We start from the raw sequence: 19,525 nt of genomic DNA on the forward strand, positions 1-19,525 counted from the left end.
GTGATACAGGCCAGCGAGGAAAAGGGGCGCGCATTTTAACAGAGCTGTTGGCCAGCGGTAAGCCGCGCCCTTGGGCAATGAACTTCAGCCACGCTCGGGCTGGAAGCGCACCACGATGCCATCCAGCTTGTGCTGGCGGCGCAACTGATCGCGCAACCGGGTAGCCTCGGCGCGCTCGATGACTGGGCCGACAAACACCCGGTTCTTGCCCTCGAAGGTGCGCACATAGGCGTTGTAGCCCTGTTCACGCAGGGTTTTCTGCAGGGCCAGGGCATTGGCGCGGTTGCTCAGGCTGGCCAACTGCACACTCCAGGTCACCGGCAGGTTGTTAGCATCCAGACGCGCTTCGGGCGCCTTGCGTGCGGCTGGCGCCGGATCGGCGGAGGGCGTCACCGGCTTTGGGACAGCCTGCCGCTGGTCGGAGGCAGCCGGCTCAGGCAGCGGCAGAGAACCGATGGGAGCGGAAGGCGCCGCCGGTACCGGCTCGTCCGGCAGCGGGTCGGGAACGGCGACCGGCGCAGTGCGGATGTCAGGCAGCGCGGGCATCGACGGCATGGGCGGGGCCTCGACGCGCACATGCCGCAGCTCGTCCTCGCGGGTCAGCAACATGGGCAGGAAGATCACCGCCAGCGCCACCAGCACCAGCGCACCCACGATTCGTTGCTTGAGTCCCCGGTCCAGCAAAGCCATCTCACACTCCTCGGTTCAGCGCGAAGCGCGATCAGGCATCTTCGCGTCGAGCCTGGCCAAGCCATTCCAGGGCTTCGGCCACGCAGTAGAACGATCCGAACACCAGCACCTCGTCGTCCTCACCCGCCTGGCCGCACTGGGCATCCAGCGCCGCGGCGATCGAAGGGTAACTGGCGGCCTGCGCACCACGGGCCTGCAGCGCAGCCGCCAGCGCAGCGCCGCTGCGGGTACGCACCGTGGGCAGATCGGCCACGGCCCAGTGGTCGACCTTGGCGAGCAGCGGGTCCAGCACACCCTCCAGGTCCTTGTCGGCCAGCAAGCCGAACACGGCCAGGCGGCGACCGTTGCAACGCTCCAGCCGCTCGGCCAGATAGGCGGCGGCGTGGGGATTATGGCCGACATCCAGCAGCAGCGACACGCTTCGCCCCTGATAGCGAAGCGCACGGCGATCCATGCGACCAGTGACACGCGCTTCGCGCAGCGCCTGCTTCAGGCGCTCCGGCTGCCACGGCTGATCGAGCAATGCGTAGGCCTGCAGCGCCAGCGCGGCGTTCTGCATCGGCAGGCTCAACAGGGGAATCTCCTGCAGTGTCAGGGCTGCACCCCGTGCGTCCCTGCCCCGCCACTCCCAGTCGCTGGCTCGAATGCTCAGGTCGAAATCGCGGCCGCGCAGCCAGAAAGGTGCACCCAGGGCGTGCGCACGCTGCTCAAGCACGGCCGGAGGCTGGGGGTCCCCGCACAGGGCAGGTTTGCCGGCGCGAAAGATGCCCGCCTTCTCGACGGCCACCGATTCGCGGGTGTTACCCAGCCATTCGCTGTGATCAACGGCGATGCTGGTCACCAGCGCCAGGTCGGCATCCACCAGGTTGACGGCATCCAGGCGGCCGCCCAAGCCCACCTCGAGCACGGCGAAGTCCAGCGCCGCACGCTCGAACAGCCAGAAGGCGGCCAGCGTGCCCATCTCGAAGTAGGTCAGGGAAATCTCGCCACGTGCCTGCTCCACTGCCTCGAAGGCGGCGCAGAGGTCGGCATCGCCGGCGTCCTGACCATTGATGCGCACCCGCTCGTTGTAACGCAGCAGGTGCGGCGAACTGTACACACCTACGCGGTGCCCCTGCGCGTGCAGCAGCGAAGCCAGCAACGCACAGGTGGAGCCCTTGCCGTTGGTGCCGGTGACCGTGATCACCGTCGAGGCGGGGCGTCCCAGACCCAGACGCCGAGCTACCTCGCCGGCACGCTCCAGCCCCATGTCGATGGCACTGGGGTGCAGCTGTTCGAGGTAGCTCAGCCAGTCGGCAAGCGTCTTCATGCGTAGCGAGGCACTTCCACCGGGGTCGGCTGGTGAGTGAACTGGGCGAGCAGGCGCGCCAGGCGCGCGCGCAGTTCATGGCGCGGGATGATCAGGTCGATGGCACCGTGGGCCAGCAGGAACTCGCCGCGCTGGAAGCCTTCCGGCAGCTTCTCGCGCACGGTCTGTTCGATCACGCGCGGGCCGGCGAAGCCGATCAGGGCGCGCGGCTCGCTGACGATGACGTCGCCGAGCATGGCCAGGCTGGCGGACACGCCGCCGTAGACCGGATCGGTCAGCACCGAGATGAACGGAATGCCTTCCTCGCGCAGGCGCGCCAGCGCCGCCGAAGTCTTGGCCATCTGCATCAGGGAAATCAGGGCCTCCTGCATGCGCGCGCCACCGGAGGCGGAGAAGCAGACGAAGGGAATGCGCTGCTCCAGGGCCACGTTGGCGGCACGCACGAAGCGCTCACCAACGATCGAGCCCATGGAGCCACCCATGAAGGAGAACTCGAACGCCGCCGCCACGATCGGCATGCCTTGCAGCTGGCCACGCATGGCCACCAGGGCGTCCTTCTCGCCGGTGTCGCGCTGGGCGGCGGTCAGGCGGTCCTTGTACTTCTTGCTGTCGCGGAACTTCAGACGGTCCACCGGCTCCAGGTCGACGCCCAGCTCTTCGCGGCCTTCCGGATCCAGGAACATGTCCAGGCGGGTGCGCGCATTGATGCGCATGTGGTGGTCGCACTTGGGGCAGACGTCCAGGTTCTTTTCCAGCTCGGGCTTGTACAGCACCGCATCGCAGGAGGGGCACTTGTGCCACAGACCTTCCGGAACCGAGCTCTTCGTAACCTCGGAACGCATGATCGAAGGGATCAGCTTGTCTACCAGCCAGTTGCTCATCGTTGTTCTCCGCAGCTTCGATACCCGAGGCGCCGGGCGCCTGGGGCGAATTCTCAGTATTTGCCGGCGCCAGCCCAGGTCCACCCCGGGCCTCGGCACTGCCGACGACTGGAGCTAATGACGGCGGCGCCATCACGCTCGTCACATGCGGTCGCCAACCCCGCGCACGCGCCGGATGAACGCCGCCACTTTCGCAGCGTCCTTGATTCCCTTGGCCGCCTCCACACCGCCACTGACATCCACCCCATACGGACGCACCGAAGCGATGGCTTCAGTCACATTGTCGGGCGTCAGCCCACCGGCCAGGATCAGCGGCATGGGCAGGTCGGCGGGGATAAGGCTCCAGTCGAAGCGCTCGCCGGTGCCTCCCGGCACACCGGGCACATAGGCATCCAGCAGGATCGCCCGGGCGCCAGCAAAGCGTCTTGCTTCCGCGTGCAGGTCGTCACCCGGGCGCACGCGCAGCGCCTTGAACCAGGGGCGACCATGCCCTTCGCATTGTTCCGGCGTTTCATCACCATGGAACTGCAGGACATCCAGCGGCACGGCATCCAGCACTTCGCCAATGAAACAGCGGCTGGCGTTGACGAACAGGCCGACGCTGGTCACGAACGGCGGCAGGGCGGCGAGGATGGCGCGCGCCTGGCGCACATCGACGGCGCGCGGACTCTTGTCGTAGAACACCAGCCCGATGGCGTCGGCGCCCGCCTCGGCGGCGACCAGAGCGTCTTCGATACGGGTAATCCCACAGATCTTGCTGCGAACGACCACGATTGGCTCCTCTGAACAGGGGCTGGATGTTAGCAGAGTGGCCCTGCGGCAGCGACCGGTGTCACTCGGGCAGCGCAGAGAGGAAATGCGGGCCCAGATAACGCTGCGGCAACTCGAATTCCTCCGGGTACTCGACCCGCACCAGATACAACCCGTAGGGATGCGCCGTAACGCCCCCGGCACGCCGGTCCCGGGCAGCCAGGATCTCGCTGACCCACTCCACCGGGCGCTCGCCGGCGCCGATGGTCATGAGCACACCGGCGAAATTGCGCACCATGTGGTGCAGGAAGGCATTGGCGCGTACATCCAGCACGATGAAGCGGCCGTGCTCGATGACGTTCAGGTGATGAACTGTCTTGATCGGCGACTTGGCCTGGCACTGCACGGCACGAAACGAAGTGAAGTCATGGGTGCCGACCAGCAGCGCGGCCGCTTCGCGCATGCGCTGCACGTCCAGTGGCCGGTGGTTCCAGGTGACCTCCTCGGCCATATGGGCGGGACGCACCGGGTCGTTGTAGATCACGTAGCGGTAACGGCGCGCACACGCCTTGAAGCGCGCGTGAAAGTCGGCCGGCATGACCTTGGCCCAGCAGACACTGATATCCCCCGGCAGGTTGGCGTTGGCCCCCATCACCCAGGCCTGCAACGGTCGCTCGACCGCCGTATCGAAATGCACCACCTGGCCGCTGGCATGCACAGACGCATCCGTGCGGCCGGCACACTGCAGGCTAACCGACTCGGCGGCCACCCTGCCCAGGGCGCGCTCCAGCGCTTCCTGGACGGAAGGCACACCGGCACCCTGCCGCTGCCAGCCGCGATAACGCGAACCTTTGTACTCCACACCAAGGGCAATCCTGTAAACGCCAGCGGCAGCCGTTTCGGCTGCCGCTGGCGGTACTGCTACTGCTTGTTTCATCGATCAGCTCAGGCGGGCCATCAGCTCCCGCGCTTCGTTCTTCTGACTGTCGTCACCCTCACCCAGCACCTCATCAAGGATGTCGCGAGCGCCCTCGCTGTCACCCATGTCGATGTAGGCTCGCGCCAGGTCGAGCTTGGTGGCGGTTTCATTGGTACCGGAGAGGAAATCGAAGTCCTCGTCATCTTCCAGCGGCCCCAGGTCCGTGATGTCGAAAGGCGGCGGCTCGACGGCAGGCATCTCCAGCTCATCGGTAAGCGTATCGAGCTGAGCATTCACACGCTCCAGCTCGGCTTCGAAATCATCCACCGCGGACGGCTCCGGCTCGTCACCGGACAGCAGCTGCTCGGCCTCCGCCAGGGACAGGTCGAAGTCCTCCGGCAGGGTCGACAGTTCGTTATCGCGCGCCGGCGGCTCAATGGCATCCAGGGTCGGCAGCTCGAACTCGGGAAGATCATCTTCATTCTCGACTTCGTCTTCGCCGACCAGCGACTCGAACGGATCGTCCAGGGTGAACTCCAGATCGGCCAGCGTTTCCTCAGCGGCCGGCTCGGCGATCGGCGCCACAGCTGTCGGAACAACCGGTTCGGTCACGTTCAGGGCGGGCTCGCTATCCAGCTGAAGGTCGAAGTCGAGGTCGTCATAGGCCGGCAACGGCTTGTCGAGGTCTTCCGCGACATTCGGAGTAGCCAGCGCCGGGGAAACCTGCAGCTCATCGTCGAAGCTCAACTCGTCGAGGCTGGGGATCGCCTCTTCCGCATCCTGCCAGCCCGCCAGGGTCGTCGCTCCGGCAGTGGCGGCAACGGCCATCGCACCCGCTGTCGCCGGAGACACCGGCGCCTGGGCGATATCCGGGTAACGGCTCTTCAACTTGCGGATCTCGCTTTCGGCACCGCCGACTTCGCGCAACTCGGCTTCCTGGCGCTGGAAGCCGGCGCGATCACCCTGTTCGGCGAATACTTCCATCAGCTTGAGGCGCAGGTCGCGACGCTCCGGCTCCTCGTCCAGCGCATTGAGCAACAGCTCGGCAGCCTGGTTGAAGCGGCCATAGGCAATGTAGATGTTGGCCTCCCCCAGCACATCGGTGGCATCACCAGCCTTGCTGGCAGACTGACCGTTACGGGAAACGCCACCGAGATCATCGAAGCTGCTGCTGGGCAGCGCCAGTTCCTCGCTGAACGCCTGATCGTCGTCGCTCAGGCCCAGGCCTTCCTGCAGTTCGGCTTCCTTCATGGCGTTGCGACGCGACAGGGCCATCAGGGCCAGCAGCAGCGCCAGCAGGCTGCCGCCACCAATGGCGCCCAACAACAGCGGATCGGCAAGCAGGCGATCGACATAGCCTTGCAGGCCGGCGTCGCTTGCCGTGGACGGCTCTGCACTAGCGGCCGGCACGACGCTCTGAAGCACTTCAGCCGGCGCAGGGGCCGGCTGTTCATTGGCACTTTGCAGCGGCGCCTCGAAGGCGCCTGGAGCAGCATCAGTGGTCTGCGCCCCGTCCGATGGCTGCGGGGACGACTGCTGCGGCGCCGAATTCTGCTGCTGCAGCTCGGGCGACTGCTCGGCCGCAGGAGTCGCAGTCACCTCGGGCGCCTGCTGAGCGGCCTGCTCCTCTTCCGCCAGACGAGCCTGGAGACGCGCCAGCTGGCTGTCCTTCAGTTCGATAAGGCGCTGCAGCTTGTCCAGCTGGCTCTGCAGATCCCCCATGCGCCCTTCAAGCTCCGCGCTGGCGCGCCGGGAGGTATCCAGATTTTCCTGAGCCACTGCGAGTTTGTCGGCCAGAGCGCTGCCGGCATCCTGACCTTCGGCAGATTTACCCTCGGTACCGGCGACCAGTCGCAGGCTGTCCCCGAGCTCCACGCGCTCCGGTGCAGGGCCCGCAACGGTGCGACGGGTGGCATCCAGCTGACGCGCGCCGCCAGCCAGGCTGCGCGCCTGCCGCCAGGCCTGCCAGGCTGCATTCTGCTCGGCCACCAGGGCAATTGCTTCGCGGCGGGTACGAGCCGCTATCTGCTGCTCGTCGGGCAGGCGCAACACCTGGCCGGTCTTGAGCAGGTTGATGTTGTCATTGATGAAGGCGCCCGGGTTCAGATCCTGAATGGCCAGCATGGTCTGCTGCACGGTGGCGCTGCCACGCTGGTGGCGACTGGCAATTTCCCAGAGCGTATCCTGGGCGACCGTGCGGTATTCGCTCTGCGGCTCAGCCTGGGCGACCACCGGCCGCACAGTGGACGGGGCGGTACGGGCAGGCTGAACCCTGGGCGCCGGTTGGCTCTGGCTCTGCGACTGGGGAGCCGGTGCGGCAAGCGCCAGCTGCGGCGCGACATCCGCCGTGTTCTGCGGGTTGTAGAGCGGCGGATCCAGCAGAACGGTGTACTCGCGAAGCGCGCGACCGCTCGGCCAGTTCACCTCGACGAGGAAGTTCAGGTAAGGCTCGCGCACCGGCTTGCTGGAACTGATGCGAATGATGCTCTTGCCCTGGGCATTGATGACCGGGGAAAACTGCAGATCGTTCAGGAAGAACGGGCGATCGACCCCTGCCCTGTGGAACTCATCCGCCGAGGCCAACGCCGGCATCACTTCCGCCGGGGACAGACCACGAACATCCAGCAGTTCGATTTCCGCAACCAAAGGCTGATTCAGGGCCGATTGCAGAGAGATTTCCCCCAACCCCAGCGCATTCGCGACTCCGGAAGAAAAGGCCGAAGCAGCTGCAATTGCCAGCACCAGTTTGCGAATCCGAGCCATATTGGTTTCCTTGTACTTTCCCTCTGGCGGCAAGGAGGCGCATACGCCTCTATCACCCGAGCGAGGCCGGCTTCCTGTCTCGACCTAGCGTCAAGTGGGTTAAGCCCTTGAAAATTTCGGTAAGTATCTTTGACGGGTATCGTTTTATCAACAACCCAGCCTAGGACACCTCGTTCATTGCGGAACCTTTCCGGACGTTATCGGACGCAATCCACAAATCGACGCGCGCGGCCTCACCAGCCATTCCTACCGCAGTCGAACTCCGCCCGTATGACCCGAATAAACACACAGGTTTAAAGCAGAACGCCACGGGCAAGCCGTGGCGTTCTGCAAACATGGTTGGCGAATCAGCGCTCCAGCAGGATACGCAGCATGCGACGCAGCGGTTCGGCCGCGCCCCACAGCAGCTGGTCGCCCACCGTGAAGGCGCCCAGGTATTGGGAGCCCATGTTCAGCTTGCGCAGACGACCCACCGGAACGTTCAGCGTGCCGGTGACCGCGGTCGGGCTCAGCTCGCGCATGGACTGCTCGCGGTGGTTGGGTACCAGCCGCACCCACGGATTGTGCTGGCTGATCAGCCCTTCGATGTCCGACAGCGGCACATCCTTGTTGAGCTTGATGGTCAGCGCCTGACTGTGGCAGCGCATGGCACCGATGCGCACGCACAGGCCATCCACCGGGATCGGGTTCTTGTTGCGACCGAGGATCTTGTTGGTCTCGGCCTGGCCCTTCCACTCTTCGCGGCTCTGGCCATTGGGCAGCTCCTTGTCGATCCAGGGGATCAGGCTACCGGCCAGCGGCACGCCGAAGTTGTCCACCGGGAAGGCTTCGCCGCGCATGGCCTCGGCCACCTTGCGGTCGATATCGAGGATGGCGCTGGCCGGATTGGCCAGCTCCTCGGCGACTGCGCCGTGGATGGTGCCCATCTGCTTGATCAGCTCGCGCATGTTCTGCGCGCCGGCGCCGGAGGCAGCCTGGTAGGTCATGGCGCTCATCCACTCCACCAGCCCAGCTTCGTAAAGGCCACCGAGGGCCATCAGCATCAGGCTGACGGTGCAGTTGCCGCCGATGTAGTTCTTGACGCCGGCGTCCAGCTGCTGGTCGATGACCCGGCGGTTGACCGGATCCAGGACGATGACCGCGTCATCGGCCATGCGCAACGTCGAGGCGGCGTCGATCCAGTAGCCCTGCCAGCCGGCTTCGCGCAGCTTGGGATACACCTCGCTGGTGTAGTCGCCACCCTGGCAGGTGAGGATCACATCGAGGGTCTTGAGTTCATCGAGGCTGTAGGCGTCCTTCAGCGGCGCGATGTCCTTGCCGATCTCGGGGCCCTGGCCGCCGACATTGGAGGTAGTGAAGAACACCGGCTCGATCAGGTCGAAGTCCCGCTCTTCACGCATGCGCTGCATGAGCACGGAACCCACCATGCCACGCCAGCCGATCAGACCTACACGTTTCATCTTTGTAACTACACCCTCGAAATAGGAAAGTGGGCCGCCGCCCGCAGGCGGCAGGCCGGTGAGATTACAGGTTCCGCAGCGCCGCGACTACTGCGTCACCCATTTCGCGGGTACCGACCTTGGTGCAGCCTTCCGACCAGATGTCACCCGTGCGCAGCCCCTGGTCCAGCACCAGGCTGACCGCTTGCTCGATGGCATCGGCGGCAGCCGTTTCGGCGAAGCTGTAGCGCAGCATCATGGACACCGAGAGGATGGTGGCCAGCGGGTTGGCAATGCCCTTGCCGGCGATATCCGGCGCGGAGCCGTGGCAGGGCTCGTACATGCCCTTGTTGTTGGCGTCCAGCGACGCCGACGGCAGCATGCCGATGGAACCGGTGAGCATGGAAGCCTCGTCCGACAGGATGTCGCCGAACATGTTGTCGGTGACGATCACGTCGAACTGCTTGGGGGCGCGCACCAGTTGCATGGCGGCATTGTCGACGTACATGTGCGACAGCTCGACCTGCGGGTAATCCTTGGCCACTTCCTCGACCACTGCGCGCCACAGCTGGCTGGAAGCCAGGACGTTGGCCTTGTCCACCGAGCAGAGCTTCTTGTTGCGCACCATGGCCATGTCGAAGCCGACCTTGGCGATGCGACGGATCTCGCTTTCGCTGTACGGCAGGGTGTCGTAGGCCTTGCGCTCGCCGTTGGCCAGGGTCTCGGTGCCGCGCGGGGCGCCAAAGTAGATACCGCCGGTCAGCTCGCGAACGATGAGGATGTCCAGGCCTGCGACCACTTCGGGCTTCAGGGTCGAGGCGGCGGCCAGTTGCGGATAGAGCAGCGCCGGGCGCAGGTTGCCGAACAGGCCCAGCTGCGAACGGATCTTCAGCAGGCCACGCTCGGGACGGATGGCCGGATCGATGGTGTCCCACTTCGGACCGCCCACGGCGCCGAGCAGGATGGCGTCGGCCTGGCGGGCGCGCTCCAGGGTCTCGTCGGCCAGCGGCACGCCGTACTTGTCGATGGCCGCACCGCCCAGCTCGTCATAGTTCAGTTCGAACGCCAGGTTGTACTTCTCGTTGGCCAGCTGCAGGACCTTGACGGCCTCGGCCATGATTTCCGGGCCGATGCCGTCGCCCGGGAGAACCAGAATCTGCTTGCTCATTGCATTCCTCTATTTTTTGTAGGGTGGATAACGGCCATCGGCCTTATCCACCGGAATCCTCTGGTGGAAAACGCTGCGCGATTTTCCAACCTACCTGCACGCTCGCTTACTTGATCGCGCCGAACAGCCAGGGCTGAGCCTGCCGGTGTTTACTCTCGAACGCCTTGATCGCGTCGGCGTCCTGCAGGGTCAGGCCGATGTCGTCCAGCCCGTTGAGCAGGCAGTGCTTGCGGAAGGCGTCGATCTCGAAGCGGTACTGCACGCCATCCGGGCGAGTCACGGTCTGGGCCTGCAGGTCGACGGTGAGCTGGTAGCCCTCGGTGGCTTCCGCCTGCTGGAACAGCGCATCGACCTCTTCTTCCTTCAGCACGATCGGCAGCAGGCCGTTCTTGAAGCTGTTGTTGAAGAAGATGTCGGCGAAGCTCGGCGCGATGATGGTGCGGAAGCCGTACTCGTCCAGCGCCCAGGGCGCGTGCTCGCGGGACGAACCGCAGCCGAAGTTCTCGCGGGCCAGCAGCACGCTGGCGCCCTGGTAGCGCGGGAAGTTGAGCACGAAGTCCGGGTTTACCGGACGCTTCGAGCAGTCCTGGTTCGGCTGGCCGACGTCCAGGTAGCGCCACTCGTCGAACAGGTTGGGGCCAAAGCCGGTACGCTTGATCGACTTGAGGAATTGCTTGGGAATGATCTGGTCGGTGTCGACGTTGGCGCGATCCAGCGGGCAGACCAGGCCGGTATGTTGGGTAAAGGCTTTCATGTCTATGTCCTCAGGCCTGGAGCAGTTCGCGAACGTCGATGAAGTGGCCGGTCACCGCGGCGGCGGCGGCCATCGCCGGGCTCACCAGGTGGGTACGGCCGCCGGCGCCCTGGCGCCCTTCGAAGTTGCGGTTGGAGGTGGAGGCGCAATGCTCGCCGCTGCCCAGCTTGTCCGGGTTCATGGCCAGGCACATGGAGCAGCCCGGCTCGCGCCACTCGAAGCCGGCTTCGATGAAGATCTTGTCCAGCCCTTCTTTCTCGGCCTGCTGCTTGACCAGGCCGGAACCCGGCACCACCAGCGCCTGCTTGACGTTGGCGGCAACCTTGCGACCCTTGGCCACTTCGGCGGCGGCACGCAGGTCCTCGATGCGCGAGTTGGTGCAGGAGCCGATGAACACGCGGTCCAGCTTGATCTCGGTGATCGGCTGGTTGGCGGCCAGGCCCATGTACTTGAGGGCGCGCACGATGGAGTCGCGCTTGACCGGATCGGCCTCGGCCGCCGGGTCCGGCACGCGCTGATCGACCGCCAGGACCATTTCCGGCGAGGTGCCCCAGCTGACCTGCGGCTTGATGTCTTCGGCCTGCAGCTCGACCACGGTGTCGAACTGCGCATTGGCGTCGGACACCAGGCCCTTCCACAGCGCCACGGCAGCCTCCCAGTCGGCGCCCTTCGGCGCGTAGGGACGGCCTTCGACATAGGCGATCGTCTTCTCGTCCACCGCCACCATGCCGACCCGGGCACCGGCCTCGATGGCCATGTTGCACAGGGTCATGCGGCCTTCCATGGACAGGTCGCGGATGGCGCTGCCGGCGAACTCCAGGGCGTGGCCATTGCCGCCGGCGGTGCCGATCTTGCCGATGATGGCCAGCACGACGTCCTTGGCGGTGACACCGAACGGCAGCTTGCCTTCGACGCGCACTTGCATGTTCTTCATCTTCTTGGCGACCAGGCACTGGGTGGCCAGCACATGCTCGACCTCCGAGGTGCCGATGCCGTGGGCCAGCGCGCCGAAGGCGCCGTGGGTGGAAGTGTGCGAGTCGCCGCAGACCACGGTCATGCCCGGCAGGGTGGCGCCCTGCTCCGGGCCGATTACGTGGACGATGCCCTGGCGGACATCATTCATCTTGAATTCGAGGATGCCGAAATCGTCGCAGTTCTCGTCGAGGGTCTGAACCTGGATGCGCGACACCTCGTCGGCGATGGCTTCCAGTCCGCCCTGGCGCTCGGCTCGGGTGGTCGGCACGTTGTGGTCCGGGGTGGCGATGTTGGCGTCGATGCGCCACGGCTTGCGACCGGCCAGGCGCAGGCCTTCGAAGGCCTGGGGCGAGGTCACTTCGTGGAGGATATGACGGTCGATGTAGATCAGCGACGAACCATCGTCGCGGCGCTTGACCTCATGCATCTCCCAGAGCTTGTCATAAAGGGTTTTGCCAGCCATCGGACTCTTCCTCATCGGTTGCTCATGCGGGGTGCTATGCCCCTTGCACGTATGGGGGCGATGCTAGGGGCTTGTCATGAATTACTCAAATTCATATTTTTCATTCACTGAATTCCCCAACGGAATACCAGCCCCCCCTTTTCCTACCGGATACCCACGATGGACCTCGCCACCCTCAACGCCTTCATCGCCGTCGCGGAGAGCGGCAGCTTCTCCCTCGCCGGCGAGCGCCTGCACCTGACGCAGCCCGCGGTCAGCAAGCGCATCTTTGCCCTGGAGCAGCAACTGGAGGTGCGCCTGTTCGACCGTCTCGGACGAGAGGTCGGGCTCACCGAGGCCGGGCGCGCGCTGCTGCCGCGCGCCTACCGCATCCTGGGCGAACTGGACGACACCCGCCGCGCCCTGGCCAACCTCAATGGCGAGGTGAGCGGGCGCCTGACCCTGGCCACCAGCCACCACATCGGCCTGCATCGCCTGCCCCCGGTGCTGCGCGAATTCACCCGCCGCTATCCGGCGGTCAGCCTGGACATCCGCTTTCTGGATTCCGAAGTGGCCTACGAGGACGTCTTGCAGGGCCGCGCCGAGCTGGCGGTGATTACCCTGGCGCCTGAAGCCCGCACGCCGGCAGCCCGGACGCCGGATACCCGCGCCCCGCTGCGCGCCGTTCCCATCTGGGAAGACCCGCTGGACTTCGTCGCCGCCCCGGACCACCCGCTGGCGCGCAACGGCGCTCTGACATTGGCGGACGTGGCCGCCCATCCGGCGGTTTTTCCCGGGGCGCACACCTTCACCCACCGAATCGTGCATAGACTGTTCGAGGTAGCCGGCCTGACACCTCAGGTCGCCATGAGCACCAACTACCTGGAAACCATCAAGATGATGGTATCCATCGGCCTGGCCTGGAGCCTGCTGCCACGCACCATGCTGGACGATCAGGTCGTGCGGCTGACGCTGCCCGGGCCGCAACTGAGTCGACGACTGGGTTATGTGCTGCACACGGAGCGCACCCTGTCGAATGCCGCCCGCGCCTTCATGGCGCTGCTGGATGCCCAGCACGGACAAGGGAACGAACCGCAGTCCGTCTGAACGGATCTACCCGGGGCAAAAAATGCACAGCCGTTCCGGGCAGGGAGGTCAGGAAACGGAGAATATGGGTGGGCGTTTATGTGGTTGACGATAAGTGAGCGCACCATGCTGACCCAGAATGCCGGAGCGGACGCACCACCCCACGACAACGGGGTGCTGGAAGCGGCACTGGACTGCGCGCGACTTGGGATCTGGCTGTGGGATCCGACCTCCGGCCAGGTCAGCTGGGCCCACGGCACCCACCACCCTTTTGGCCTGCGCCAGGCACCGCCCTCCTCCGCGCGCCAGTACCTGCGCCTGATTCCTTCCCGCGAACGGATCCGCGCCTTGCGCTATTTCCGCCGCATCCTACGCGGCGAGATCCTGCCGCCGATGACCCAGCACATACACTGGCCCGGTGGCGGCCATCACTGGCTGGAAATCGGCGCACGGATCCATGCCTTGCCCGACGGCCGCCTGCAGCTCACAGGGGTGGCCCGCGACATCACGCTGCACGCGGAACGCACCCCGCACGACGACATTTTCACCAAGGCGTTTCGCCAATCGCCGGACCCCATCGCCATCAGCGAACTGCGTTCGGGACGACTCGTCGAGATCAACAAGGGGTTCATCAGCACCTTCGGTTGGAGCCGGGAGCAGGCGATCGGCCGTACCTCGGAGGAGCTGAACCTGTGGGTCGATGCCCGGGAACGCGAGCGGATGGTCGAGCAGCTGGCCCGACATGGCAGCCTGCATGACTTCGAGGCGCGCCTGCGCCGGCGCGACGGCAGCATCGGCAACTTCTGCTTCTATGGCGCTCCGATCGAATTGCACGGGGCGCCCTGCCTGGTCACCACGGTGCGCGACGTTTCGCAACTGCGCGCTCAGGAGCTGGCCCTACGCGACAGCCGCGAGCGCCTGGCCCTGGCGCTGGAGTCGGCCAACCTGGGCACCTGGGAGTGGCATATACCCACCGACAACCTGCAGGGAACGCCTCGCGCCTTTGCCATGCACGGCCTCGCAGTCCCCGAGGCGGGCTGTGACTTCCGCACCTTTTTCCGAACCGTGCACGAGGAAGACCGGGAGAACCTGCGCCGCGCCTACCGCGGGCTGCTGACGGGCAGCGAAAGCGAATGTCGGCTGAGCTACCGCGCGCGCACGCCCAGCGGCGAGATACGCCACCTGGAAAGCACCGCGCGGCTGTACCGCGATGCCCAGGGTACGCCCTTGCGCATGACCGGCATCCTCAACGACATGACCAGCAGGGTGCTGTACGAACAGCGGCTGCGCGCCTCGGAAGAGAAATTCTCGACCCTGTTCCAGAGCAGCCCGGTGCCTATCTCGGTGTCCGAGCTGGAAAGCGGTCGGTTCGTGGACATCAACCCCAGCTTCAGCGAGGTCTTCGGCTGGCAGCCGGCCGAGATCATCGGCCAGTCCTCCCGCACGATAGGCTTCTGGGAGGACTCACAACGACGCAGCGAAGTGATCGGCGAACTGAACAGGAAGCGCGTCCTGGACGGCGCCCTGGCCCGCTTCCGCAGCAAGGACGGTCGCAGCATCACCTGTCTGATCTCCTGCCGCTACCTGGAGATGCACGGCGACTGCTACGTCGCCATCTCGTTCCACGACATCACCCGTCTGCAGCAGGCTACTCGCGCCCTGCAGGCCAGCGAGGAGAAGTTCGCCAAGGCGTTCCACTCCAGCCCCGACGCCATTTGCCTGCTGGAGCGGGACGGGCAGCGTTTCCTTGAGGTGAACGAAGGCTTTCGCCGACTGACCGGCTACACCCCGGAAGAAGTCACCGGTCGCAGCGTGGCTGATCTGCGGCTGCGGATCGATCCGCAGCAACGTCAGGAAATCCTCGACAGCATTGCCAGTACCGGCCGCCTGCCCCGCACCGAGGTTCATCTGCTGGATCGCGACGGCCGCGAGAAGTTCGCCGAGGTCTCGGTCGAGACCCTGCGCCTGGATGGTGGCGAATGCCTGTTGGTCACCGCCCGCGACATCAGCCAGCTCAAGGCCGCCCAGGCGCAAATCCAGCACCTGGCCTACCACGATCCACTGACCAACCTGCCCAACCGCGCCCTGCTGCTGGATCGCCTGACCCAGCAGATCGCCCTGCTCAACCGCCACAACCTGCGCGGCGCGGTGCTGTTCATCGACCTCGATCATTTCAAGCACATCAACGACTCGCTGGGCCACCCGGTCGGCGACGCGGTGCTCAAGATGCTGACCGCACGACTGGAAGCCAACGTCCGCCTGGAAGACACGGTGGCACGTCTGGGCGGCGACGAGTTCGTGGTGCTGCTGTCCGGCCTGGAGGGCAAGCGTGCCCAGGTGATCCGCCAAGTGCGCCAGGTGGCCGAGCAACTGCGCACGCACCTCGCCGAACCCATGGACGTCGAAGGCCATCCCCTGCAGGTCACCAGCAGCATCGGCGTGGCGCTGATCCCCGATCACGGCACCAGTCCCGACGACCTGCTCAAGCGCGCCGACATCGCCCTGTACCGCGCCAAGGACTCGGGACGCAACCGCCTGCACCTGTTCCGCAGCCGCATGCAGGAACAGGTGAGCGAACGACTGCGCATCGAGAACGACCTGCGCCAGGCCCTGCAGCGCCAGCAGTTCGAGGTACGCTTCCAGCCGCAGGTGGATGCCCGCAGCGGATGCATCGTCGGCGCCGAAGCCCTGCTGCGCTGGAACCACCCCGTTTACGGCATGCAATCCCCGGAATCCTTCATCCAGGTGCTCGAGGAAAGCGGCCTGATCCACGACGTCGGCCTATGGGTGCTCAACGAGGCCTGCCAGACCTGCGCCCGCTTGCTGGACGAGACGCTTATCCAGCGCGGCCGGTTCAGCCTGTGCGTCAACATCAGCCCCCGCCAGTTCCGCCACCCCGAGTTCTACGAGGGCATCGAGCGCTGCCTGAGCCGAAGCCGCCTGCCTGCTCATATGCTCAAGCTGGAGATCACCGAGAACGTGGCGATTCGCAACGTCGAAGACACCGTGAACAAGATGCAGCGCCTCAAGCGCCTGGGCATCGGCTTCGCCATGGACGACTTCGGGACCGGCTACTCGTCGCTCACCCAGCTCAAGCGTCTGCCGGTGGACGTGCTGAAGATCGATCAGTCCTTCGTGCGCGACGTGCCCCTCAACGGCAACGACAGCGAGATCATTCGCGCCATCATCGCCATGGCCAACAGCCTGGGCCTGCAGACCATCGCCGAGGGCGTGGAGCGCAGCGAGCAGTTGGACTTCCTGCGCGGCGAGAACTGTCAGTTGTACCAGGGTTACCTCTTCAGCCAGCCCCTGCCGCTGGCCGAGTTCCGCGAGGTACTGGCCCGCCCACCGCGCACGGGACAATAGGCCTGGGTTCGCCAGCTGCGTGCTGGCTCACAAAAACACCCACGTCCTGCACGGAAAAGAATCCGGTTTGCGGCTGCACTCGCAAGAATGGACCACTGGTGCTGGCAAAAAGCCTTTAGCTGTACCAGAATATTTATGCCTTGATGTGAGCGTGTCAGAAGTCACAACTTCTGCACGGATATAAACGAAGTTTGTTGATGAACTTAAAAACGCTGCCATTGTCAAACCTTGCGGTTTTGAGCCTTCAACATTCATTCCTAGAACTAGATCGGTGATCAGAAATGCGACCCATGAAACAGGCTATCTACTCCAGCCGTACCGCTGACAAGTTCGTTGTCCGTTTGCCCGACGGCATGCGCGATCGCATCGCCGAAGTGGCCCGTCTTCATCACCGCAGCATGAACTCCGAGATCATTGCCCGGCTTGAGCAGAGCATGCAGCAGGAGGCCTCGCTGAGCGACGATCTGGCACTGCGCCTGGACAGCCCCGAGCTGACCCTGAGCGAACGTGAGCTGCTGCAATGCTTCCGTCAACTGACCCGCCGCCAACAGAACGCCCTGGTTGCGCTGATTGCCAATGACATGGAAATGGCCGGCGGACAAACGCACTAAGCCTGCAACTTTCAGGCAATAAAAAACCGGCCTTAAGGCCGGTTTTTTATTGCCGTGCTTTTACATGAGGAACAGCGTTGCCAGTCCGAGGAAGATGAAGAAGCCACCACTGTCGGTCACGGCGGTAATCATCACACTGGCCCCCATCGCGGGATCACGCCCCATACGCGCCAGGGTGATCGGAATCAGCACGCCCATCAGCGCGGCCAGCAGCAGGTTGAGGGTCATGGCCGCCGTCATCACCAGGCCCAGCGACCAGCTGTCGTACAGCCACCAGGCCACCGCGCCGATCACCCCACCCCACAACAAGCCATTGGCCAAGCCGACGCCCAGCTCCTTGCGCAGCAACCAGGCGGCGTTGCCGGAGCCGAGTTGGTCCAGCGCCATGGCACGCACGATCATGGTGATGGTCTGGTTGCCGGAATTCCCACCGATGCCAGCCACGATGGGCATCAACGCGGCCAAAGCCACCAGCTTCTCGATGGCACCGTCGAACAGGCCGATGACTCGCGAGGCAACGAAGGCCGTGACCAGGTTCACCGCCAGCCAGGCCCAGCGGTTGCGCACCGACTTCCAGACCGAGGCGAAGATGTCTTCTTCTTCGCGCAGACCGGCCATGTTGAGGACTTCACTCTCGCTCTCCTCACGGATCAGGTCGACCATCTCGTCGATGGTCAGACGGCCGATCAGCCTGCCCCCCTTGTCGACGACCGGGGCGGAGACCAGGTCGTAGCGTTCGAAGGCCTGGGCGGCGTCGTAAGCGTCCTCGTCGGGGCTGAAGGTCACCGGATCATCGGCCATCACCTCGCCTACCTGGCGCTCCGGGTCATTGACCAGCAGACGCTTGAGCGGCAACACGCCCGTCAGGCGACCGTCGTAGTCGACCACGAACAGCTTGTCGGTATGCCCGGGCAGCTCCTTGAGACGGCGCAGGTAGCGCAGCACCACCTCCAGGCTGACGTCTTCACGAATGGTGACCATCTCGAAGTCCATCAGCGCGCCGACCTGGTCCTCCTCGTAGGACAGCACCGAGCGCATGCGCTCGCGCTGCTGCGCATCGAGGCTTTCCATCAGCTCGAGGACGACATCGCGCGGCAGTTCCGGCGCCAGGTCGGCCAGCTCGTCGACGTCCATTTCCCTGGCGGCGGCAAGCAGCTCGTGGTCTTCCATGTCAGCGATCAGGGTTTCCCGGACCGCATCGGATACTTCGAGGAGAATGTCGCCGTCACGCTCGGCCTTGACCAACTGCCAGACGGTCAGGCGCTCATCGAGCGGGAGGGCTTCGAGGATGTAGGCGATATCCGCCGGGTGCAGCTCATCCAGCTTGCGCTGCAACTCCGTCAGGTTCTGACGGCGCACCAGGTCATCGATGACCTCCTGGTTGCTGGCGTCCTGGCGATGGGCCAGGTTCTCGACCAGGCGATGCCGGTGCAGGAGATCGACTACCTGCGCGAGGCGGTCTTGCAGGCTGTCCTGGGTTTTCTTGACTTCTACTTCGGTCATTGACGCACTCCACCCCCACTGGCAGAGCGCGCCGAAGGGGGCCTTAGTCCATACGCGACAGGGCGAACGAGATTACGGATAAGTAACTACTGGGTAAGTCCATGGTGGGCGGATTTCCAAAACCCCTTCGGGGCGGAGCCGGGGATAATAGCACTGCCTGAGGCCGCTGCGCTCCACGGAAGTTCGATGGAGCCAGCAAAAAGTCAGGTCATTCACCGGATGCGTTTTGCGACGCGCCCACTTTGCAACAGGACACATGCCACGGGAGCAGGATTCCGCGTACCGACTACACTCGCCCCGCAAAAAAACGAAGGAGTAAAAAGCCATGCAGGGATTGCATGCATTGATCTGGGGAGTGCTGCTGGTTGGCGTGCCGCTGACCAGCCAGGGCGCGAACTACTACCGCTGCGTAGATGCTCAGGGTCGCGTGAGCTTCTCGGACCACGGCTGCCCGAACGGTGAAGCACTGCGCCTGCAGCCGGCGAACAGCCTGCCAGCCCCCTCTCCCCAGCCGCACCATCCGAACCGGGGCAAGGTCAGCGGCCAGGAGCAGGCGCTGCCCTGTGGCGGCCTGCTGAATGCCCAGGAACGACGCACCGCCATGGTCCGCCAGGAGATCCGCGCCGGCCTGAGCCGCGCCGACATCGAGAGCGCACTGGGAAAACCTGACAGGATCACCCGGAACCACGGCCTGACCCGCTATCAGTACACGGACAGGAAGGGCGGCACGCGCACCGTTCGGTTCGACGAGCACGGTTGCGTGATGGCAGGAGGCTGAAAAGCAAAAAGCCCGCATTGCTGCGGGCTTCTCAATGTGGCGGACTCAGGAGGATTCGAACCTCCGACCGCTCGGTTCGTAGCCGAGTACT

Annotated in this window: 15 protein-coding genes; 4 read left to right on the forward strand and 11 right to left on the reverse strand. The window is 64.9% G+C overall.

Features of this window, described 5'->3' with window-relative positions; all coding sequences use genetic code 11:
- Positions 1-84: 84 nt before the first annotated feature.
- The 10 genes from AS93_RS0108035 to leuC form a co-directional block, all read right to left on the reverse strand.
- Positions 85-690, reverse strand: a complete 606-nt coding sequence (locus AS93_RS0108035; protein ID WP_027590138.1) for an SPOR domain-containing protein — start codon at positions 688-690, stop codon at positions 85-87.
- Between the two features lie 31 nt (positions 691-721).
- Positions 722-1,999 carry a bifunctional tetrahydrofolate synthase/dihydrofolate synthase gene (folC, locus tag AS93_RS0108040; RefSeq protein WP_027590139.1) on the reverse strand — a complete coding sequence of 426 codons (1,278 nt, stop codon included), beginning with the start codon at positions 1,997-1,999 and terminating at the stop codon, positions 722-724.
- Positions 1,996-2,880, reverse strand: a complete 885-nt coding sequence (accD, locus tag AS93_RS0108045) for an acetyl-CoA carboxylase, carboxyltransferase subunit beta (protein ID WP_027590140.1) — start codon at positions 2,878-2,880, stop codon at positions 1,996-1,998. Before accD ends, folC begins: the two co-directional genes overlap by 4 nt.
- A gap of 141 nt (positions 2,881-3,021) precedes the next feature.
- A complete protein-coding gene (locus AS93_RS0108050; protein ID WP_027590141.1) occupies positions 3,022-3,654 on the reverse strand; it encodes a phosphoribosylanthranilate isomerase in 633 nt (210 codons plus the stop codon).
- 58 nt (positions 3,655-3,712) lie between these two features.
- A complete protein-coding gene (gene truA, locus AS93_RS0108055; protein ID WP_027590142.1) occupies positions 3,713-4,567 on the reverse strand; it encodes a tRNA pseudouridine(38-40) synthase TruA in 855 nt (284 codons plus the stop codon).
- Positions 4,568-4,570: 3 nt separating this feature from the next.
- Positions 4,571-7,312 (reverse strand): FimV/HubP family polar landmark protein, encoded by a 2,742-nt coding sequence (locus tag AS93_RS0108060; RefSeq protein ID WP_027590143.1) that lies wholly within the window; start codon positions 7,310-7,312, stop codon positions 4,571-4,573.
- Positions 7,313-7,659: 347 nt separating this feature from the next.
- Complete coding sequence (gene asd / locus AS93_RS0108065) at positions 7,660-8,772, reverse strand: aspartate-semialdehyde dehydrogenase (RefSeq protein ID WP_027590144.1); 1,113 nt, start codon at positions 8,770-8,772, stop codon at positions 7,660-7,662.
- A 64-nt stretch (positions 8,773-8,836) separates the two neighbouring features.
- Complete coding sequence (gene leuB / locus AS93_RS0108070) at positions 8,837-9,919, reverse strand: 3-isopropylmalate dehydrogenase (RefSeq protein ID WP_027590145.1); 1,083 nt, start codon at positions 9,917-9,919, stop codon at positions 8,837-8,839.
- 106 nt (positions 9,920-10,025) lie between these two features.
- Positions 10,026-10,673, reverse strand: a complete 648-nt coding sequence (gene leuD / locus AS93_RS0108075) for a 3-isopropylmalate dehydratase small subunit (protein ID WP_027590146.1) — start codon at positions 10,671-10,673, stop codon at positions 10,026-10,028.
- A gap of 10 nt (positions 10,674-10,683) precedes the next feature.
- Positions 10,684-12,111 (reverse strand): 3-isopropylmalate dehydratase large subunit, encoded by a 1,428-nt coding sequence (gene leuC, locus AS93_RS0108080; protein WP_027590147.1) that lies wholly within the window; start codon positions 12,109-12,111, stop codon positions 10,684-10,686.
- A gap of 159 nt (positions 12,112-12,270) precedes the next feature.
- Between leuC and AS93_RS0108085 the strand changes: the two genes are divergently transcribed.
- From AS93_RS0108085 to AS93_RS0108095, 3 genes are all read left to right on the forward strand, one after another.
- Positions 12,271-13,197: a LysR substrate-binding domain-containing protein gene (locus tag AS93_RS0108085; protein ID WP_027590148.1), complete on the forward strand. Its 927-nt coding sequence runs from the start codon at positions 12,271-12,273 to the stop codon at positions 13,195-13,197.
- A 105-nt stretch (positions 13,198-13,302) separates the two neighbouring features.
- Positions 13,303-16,542 carry an EAL domain-containing protein gene (locus tag AS93_RS18955; RefSeq protein ID WP_051587391.1) on the forward strand — a complete coding sequence of 1,080 codons (3,240 nt, stop codon included), beginning with the start codon at positions 13,303-13,305 and terminating at the stop codon, positions 16,540-16,542.
- Positions 16,543-16,823: 281 nt separating this feature from the next.
- Positions 16,824-17,153: an Arc family DNA-binding protein gene (locus tag AS93_RS0108095; protein ID WP_027590149.1), complete on the forward strand. Its 330-nt coding sequence runs from the start codon at positions 16,824-16,826 to the stop codon at positions 17,151-17,153.
- A 60-nt stretch (positions 17,154-17,213) separates the two neighbouring features.
- Here the strand turns inward: AS93_RS0108095 and mgtE are convergent, their stop codons facing one another.
- Positions 17,214-18,656, reverse strand: a complete 1,443-nt coding sequence (gene mgtE / locus AS93_RS0108100) for a magnesium transporter (RefSeq protein WP_027590150.1) — start codon at positions 18,654-18,656, stop codon at positions 17,214-17,216.
- A 325-nt stretch (positions 18,657-18,981) separates the two neighbouring features.
- On the opposite strand from mgtE, the gene AS93_RS0108105 reads away from it, so the two are divergent.
- On the forward strand, positions 18,982-19,434 hold the full coding sequence (locus tag AS93_RS0108105) for a DUF4124 domain-containing protein (protein ID WP_027590151.1): 453 nt from the start codon (positions 18,982-18,984) through the stop codon (positions 19,432-19,434).
- The last annotated feature ends 91 nt before the right edge of the window (positions 19,435-19,525 follow it).

This window comes from Pseudomonas sp. RL, from assembly GCF_000647775.1.
Taxonomy (GTDB): Bacteria; Pseudomonadota; Gammaproteobacteria; order Pseudomonadales; family Pseudomonadaceae; genus Serpens; species Serpens flexibilis.

Bases quoted from the DNA above. Each gene is read 5' to 3' on its own strand.
- AS93_RS0108035 (WP_027590138.1), bottom strand. From the start codon at position 690: ATGGCTTTGCTGGACCGGGGACTCAAGCAACGAATCGTGGGTGCGCTG.
- leuB (WP_027590145.1), bottom strand. From the start codon at position 9,919: ATGAGCAAGCAGATTCTGGTTCTCCCGGGCGACGGCATCGGCCCGGAA.
- leuD (WP_027590146.1), bottom strand. From the start codon at position 10,673: ATGAAAGCCTTTACCCAACATACCGGCCTGGTCTGCCCGCTGGATCGC.
- AS93_RS0108085 (WP_027590148.1), top strand. From the start codon at position 12,271: ATGGACCTCGCCACCCTCAACGCCTTCATCGCCGTCGCGGAGAGCGGC.
- folC (WP_027590139.1), bottom strand. From the start codon at position 1,999: ATGAAGACGCTTGCCGACTGGCTGAGCTACCTCGAACAGCTGCACCCC.
- leuC (WP_027590147.1), bottom strand. From the start codon at position 12,111: ATGGCTGGCAAAACCCTTTATGACAAGCTCTGGGAGATGCATGAGGTC.
- AS93_RS18955 (WP_051587391.1), top strand. From the start codon at position 13,303: ATGCTGACCCAGAATGCCGGAGCGGACGCACCACCCCACGACAACGGG.
- AS93_RS0108105 (WP_027590151.1), top strand. From the start codon at position 18,982: ATGCAGGGATTGCATGCATTGATCTGGGGAGTGCTGCTGGTTGGCGTG.
- accD (WP_027590140.1), bottom strand. From the start codon at position 2,880: ATGAGCAACTGGCTGGTAGACAAGCTGATCCCTTCGATCATGCGTTCC.
- AS93_RS0108060 (WP_027590143.1), bottom strand. From the start codon at position 7,312: ATGGCTCGGATTCGCAAACTGGTGCTGGCAATTGCAGCTGCTTCGGCC.
- truA (WP_027590142.1), bottom strand. From the start codon at position 4,567: ATGAAACAAGCAGTAGCAGTACCGCCAGCGGCAGCCGAAACGGCTGCC.
- mgtE (WP_027590150.1), bottom strand. From the start codon at position 18,656: ATGACCGAAGTAGAAGTCAAGAAAACCCAGGACAGCCTGCAAGACCGC.
- AS93_RS0108095 (WP_027590149.1), top strand. From the start codon at position 16,824: ATGCGACCCATGAAACAGGCTATCTACTCCAGCCGTACCGCTGACAAG.
- asd (WP_027590144.1), bottom strand. From the start codon at position 8,772: ATGAAACGTGTAGGTCTGATCGGCTGGCGTGGCATGGTGGGTTCCGTG.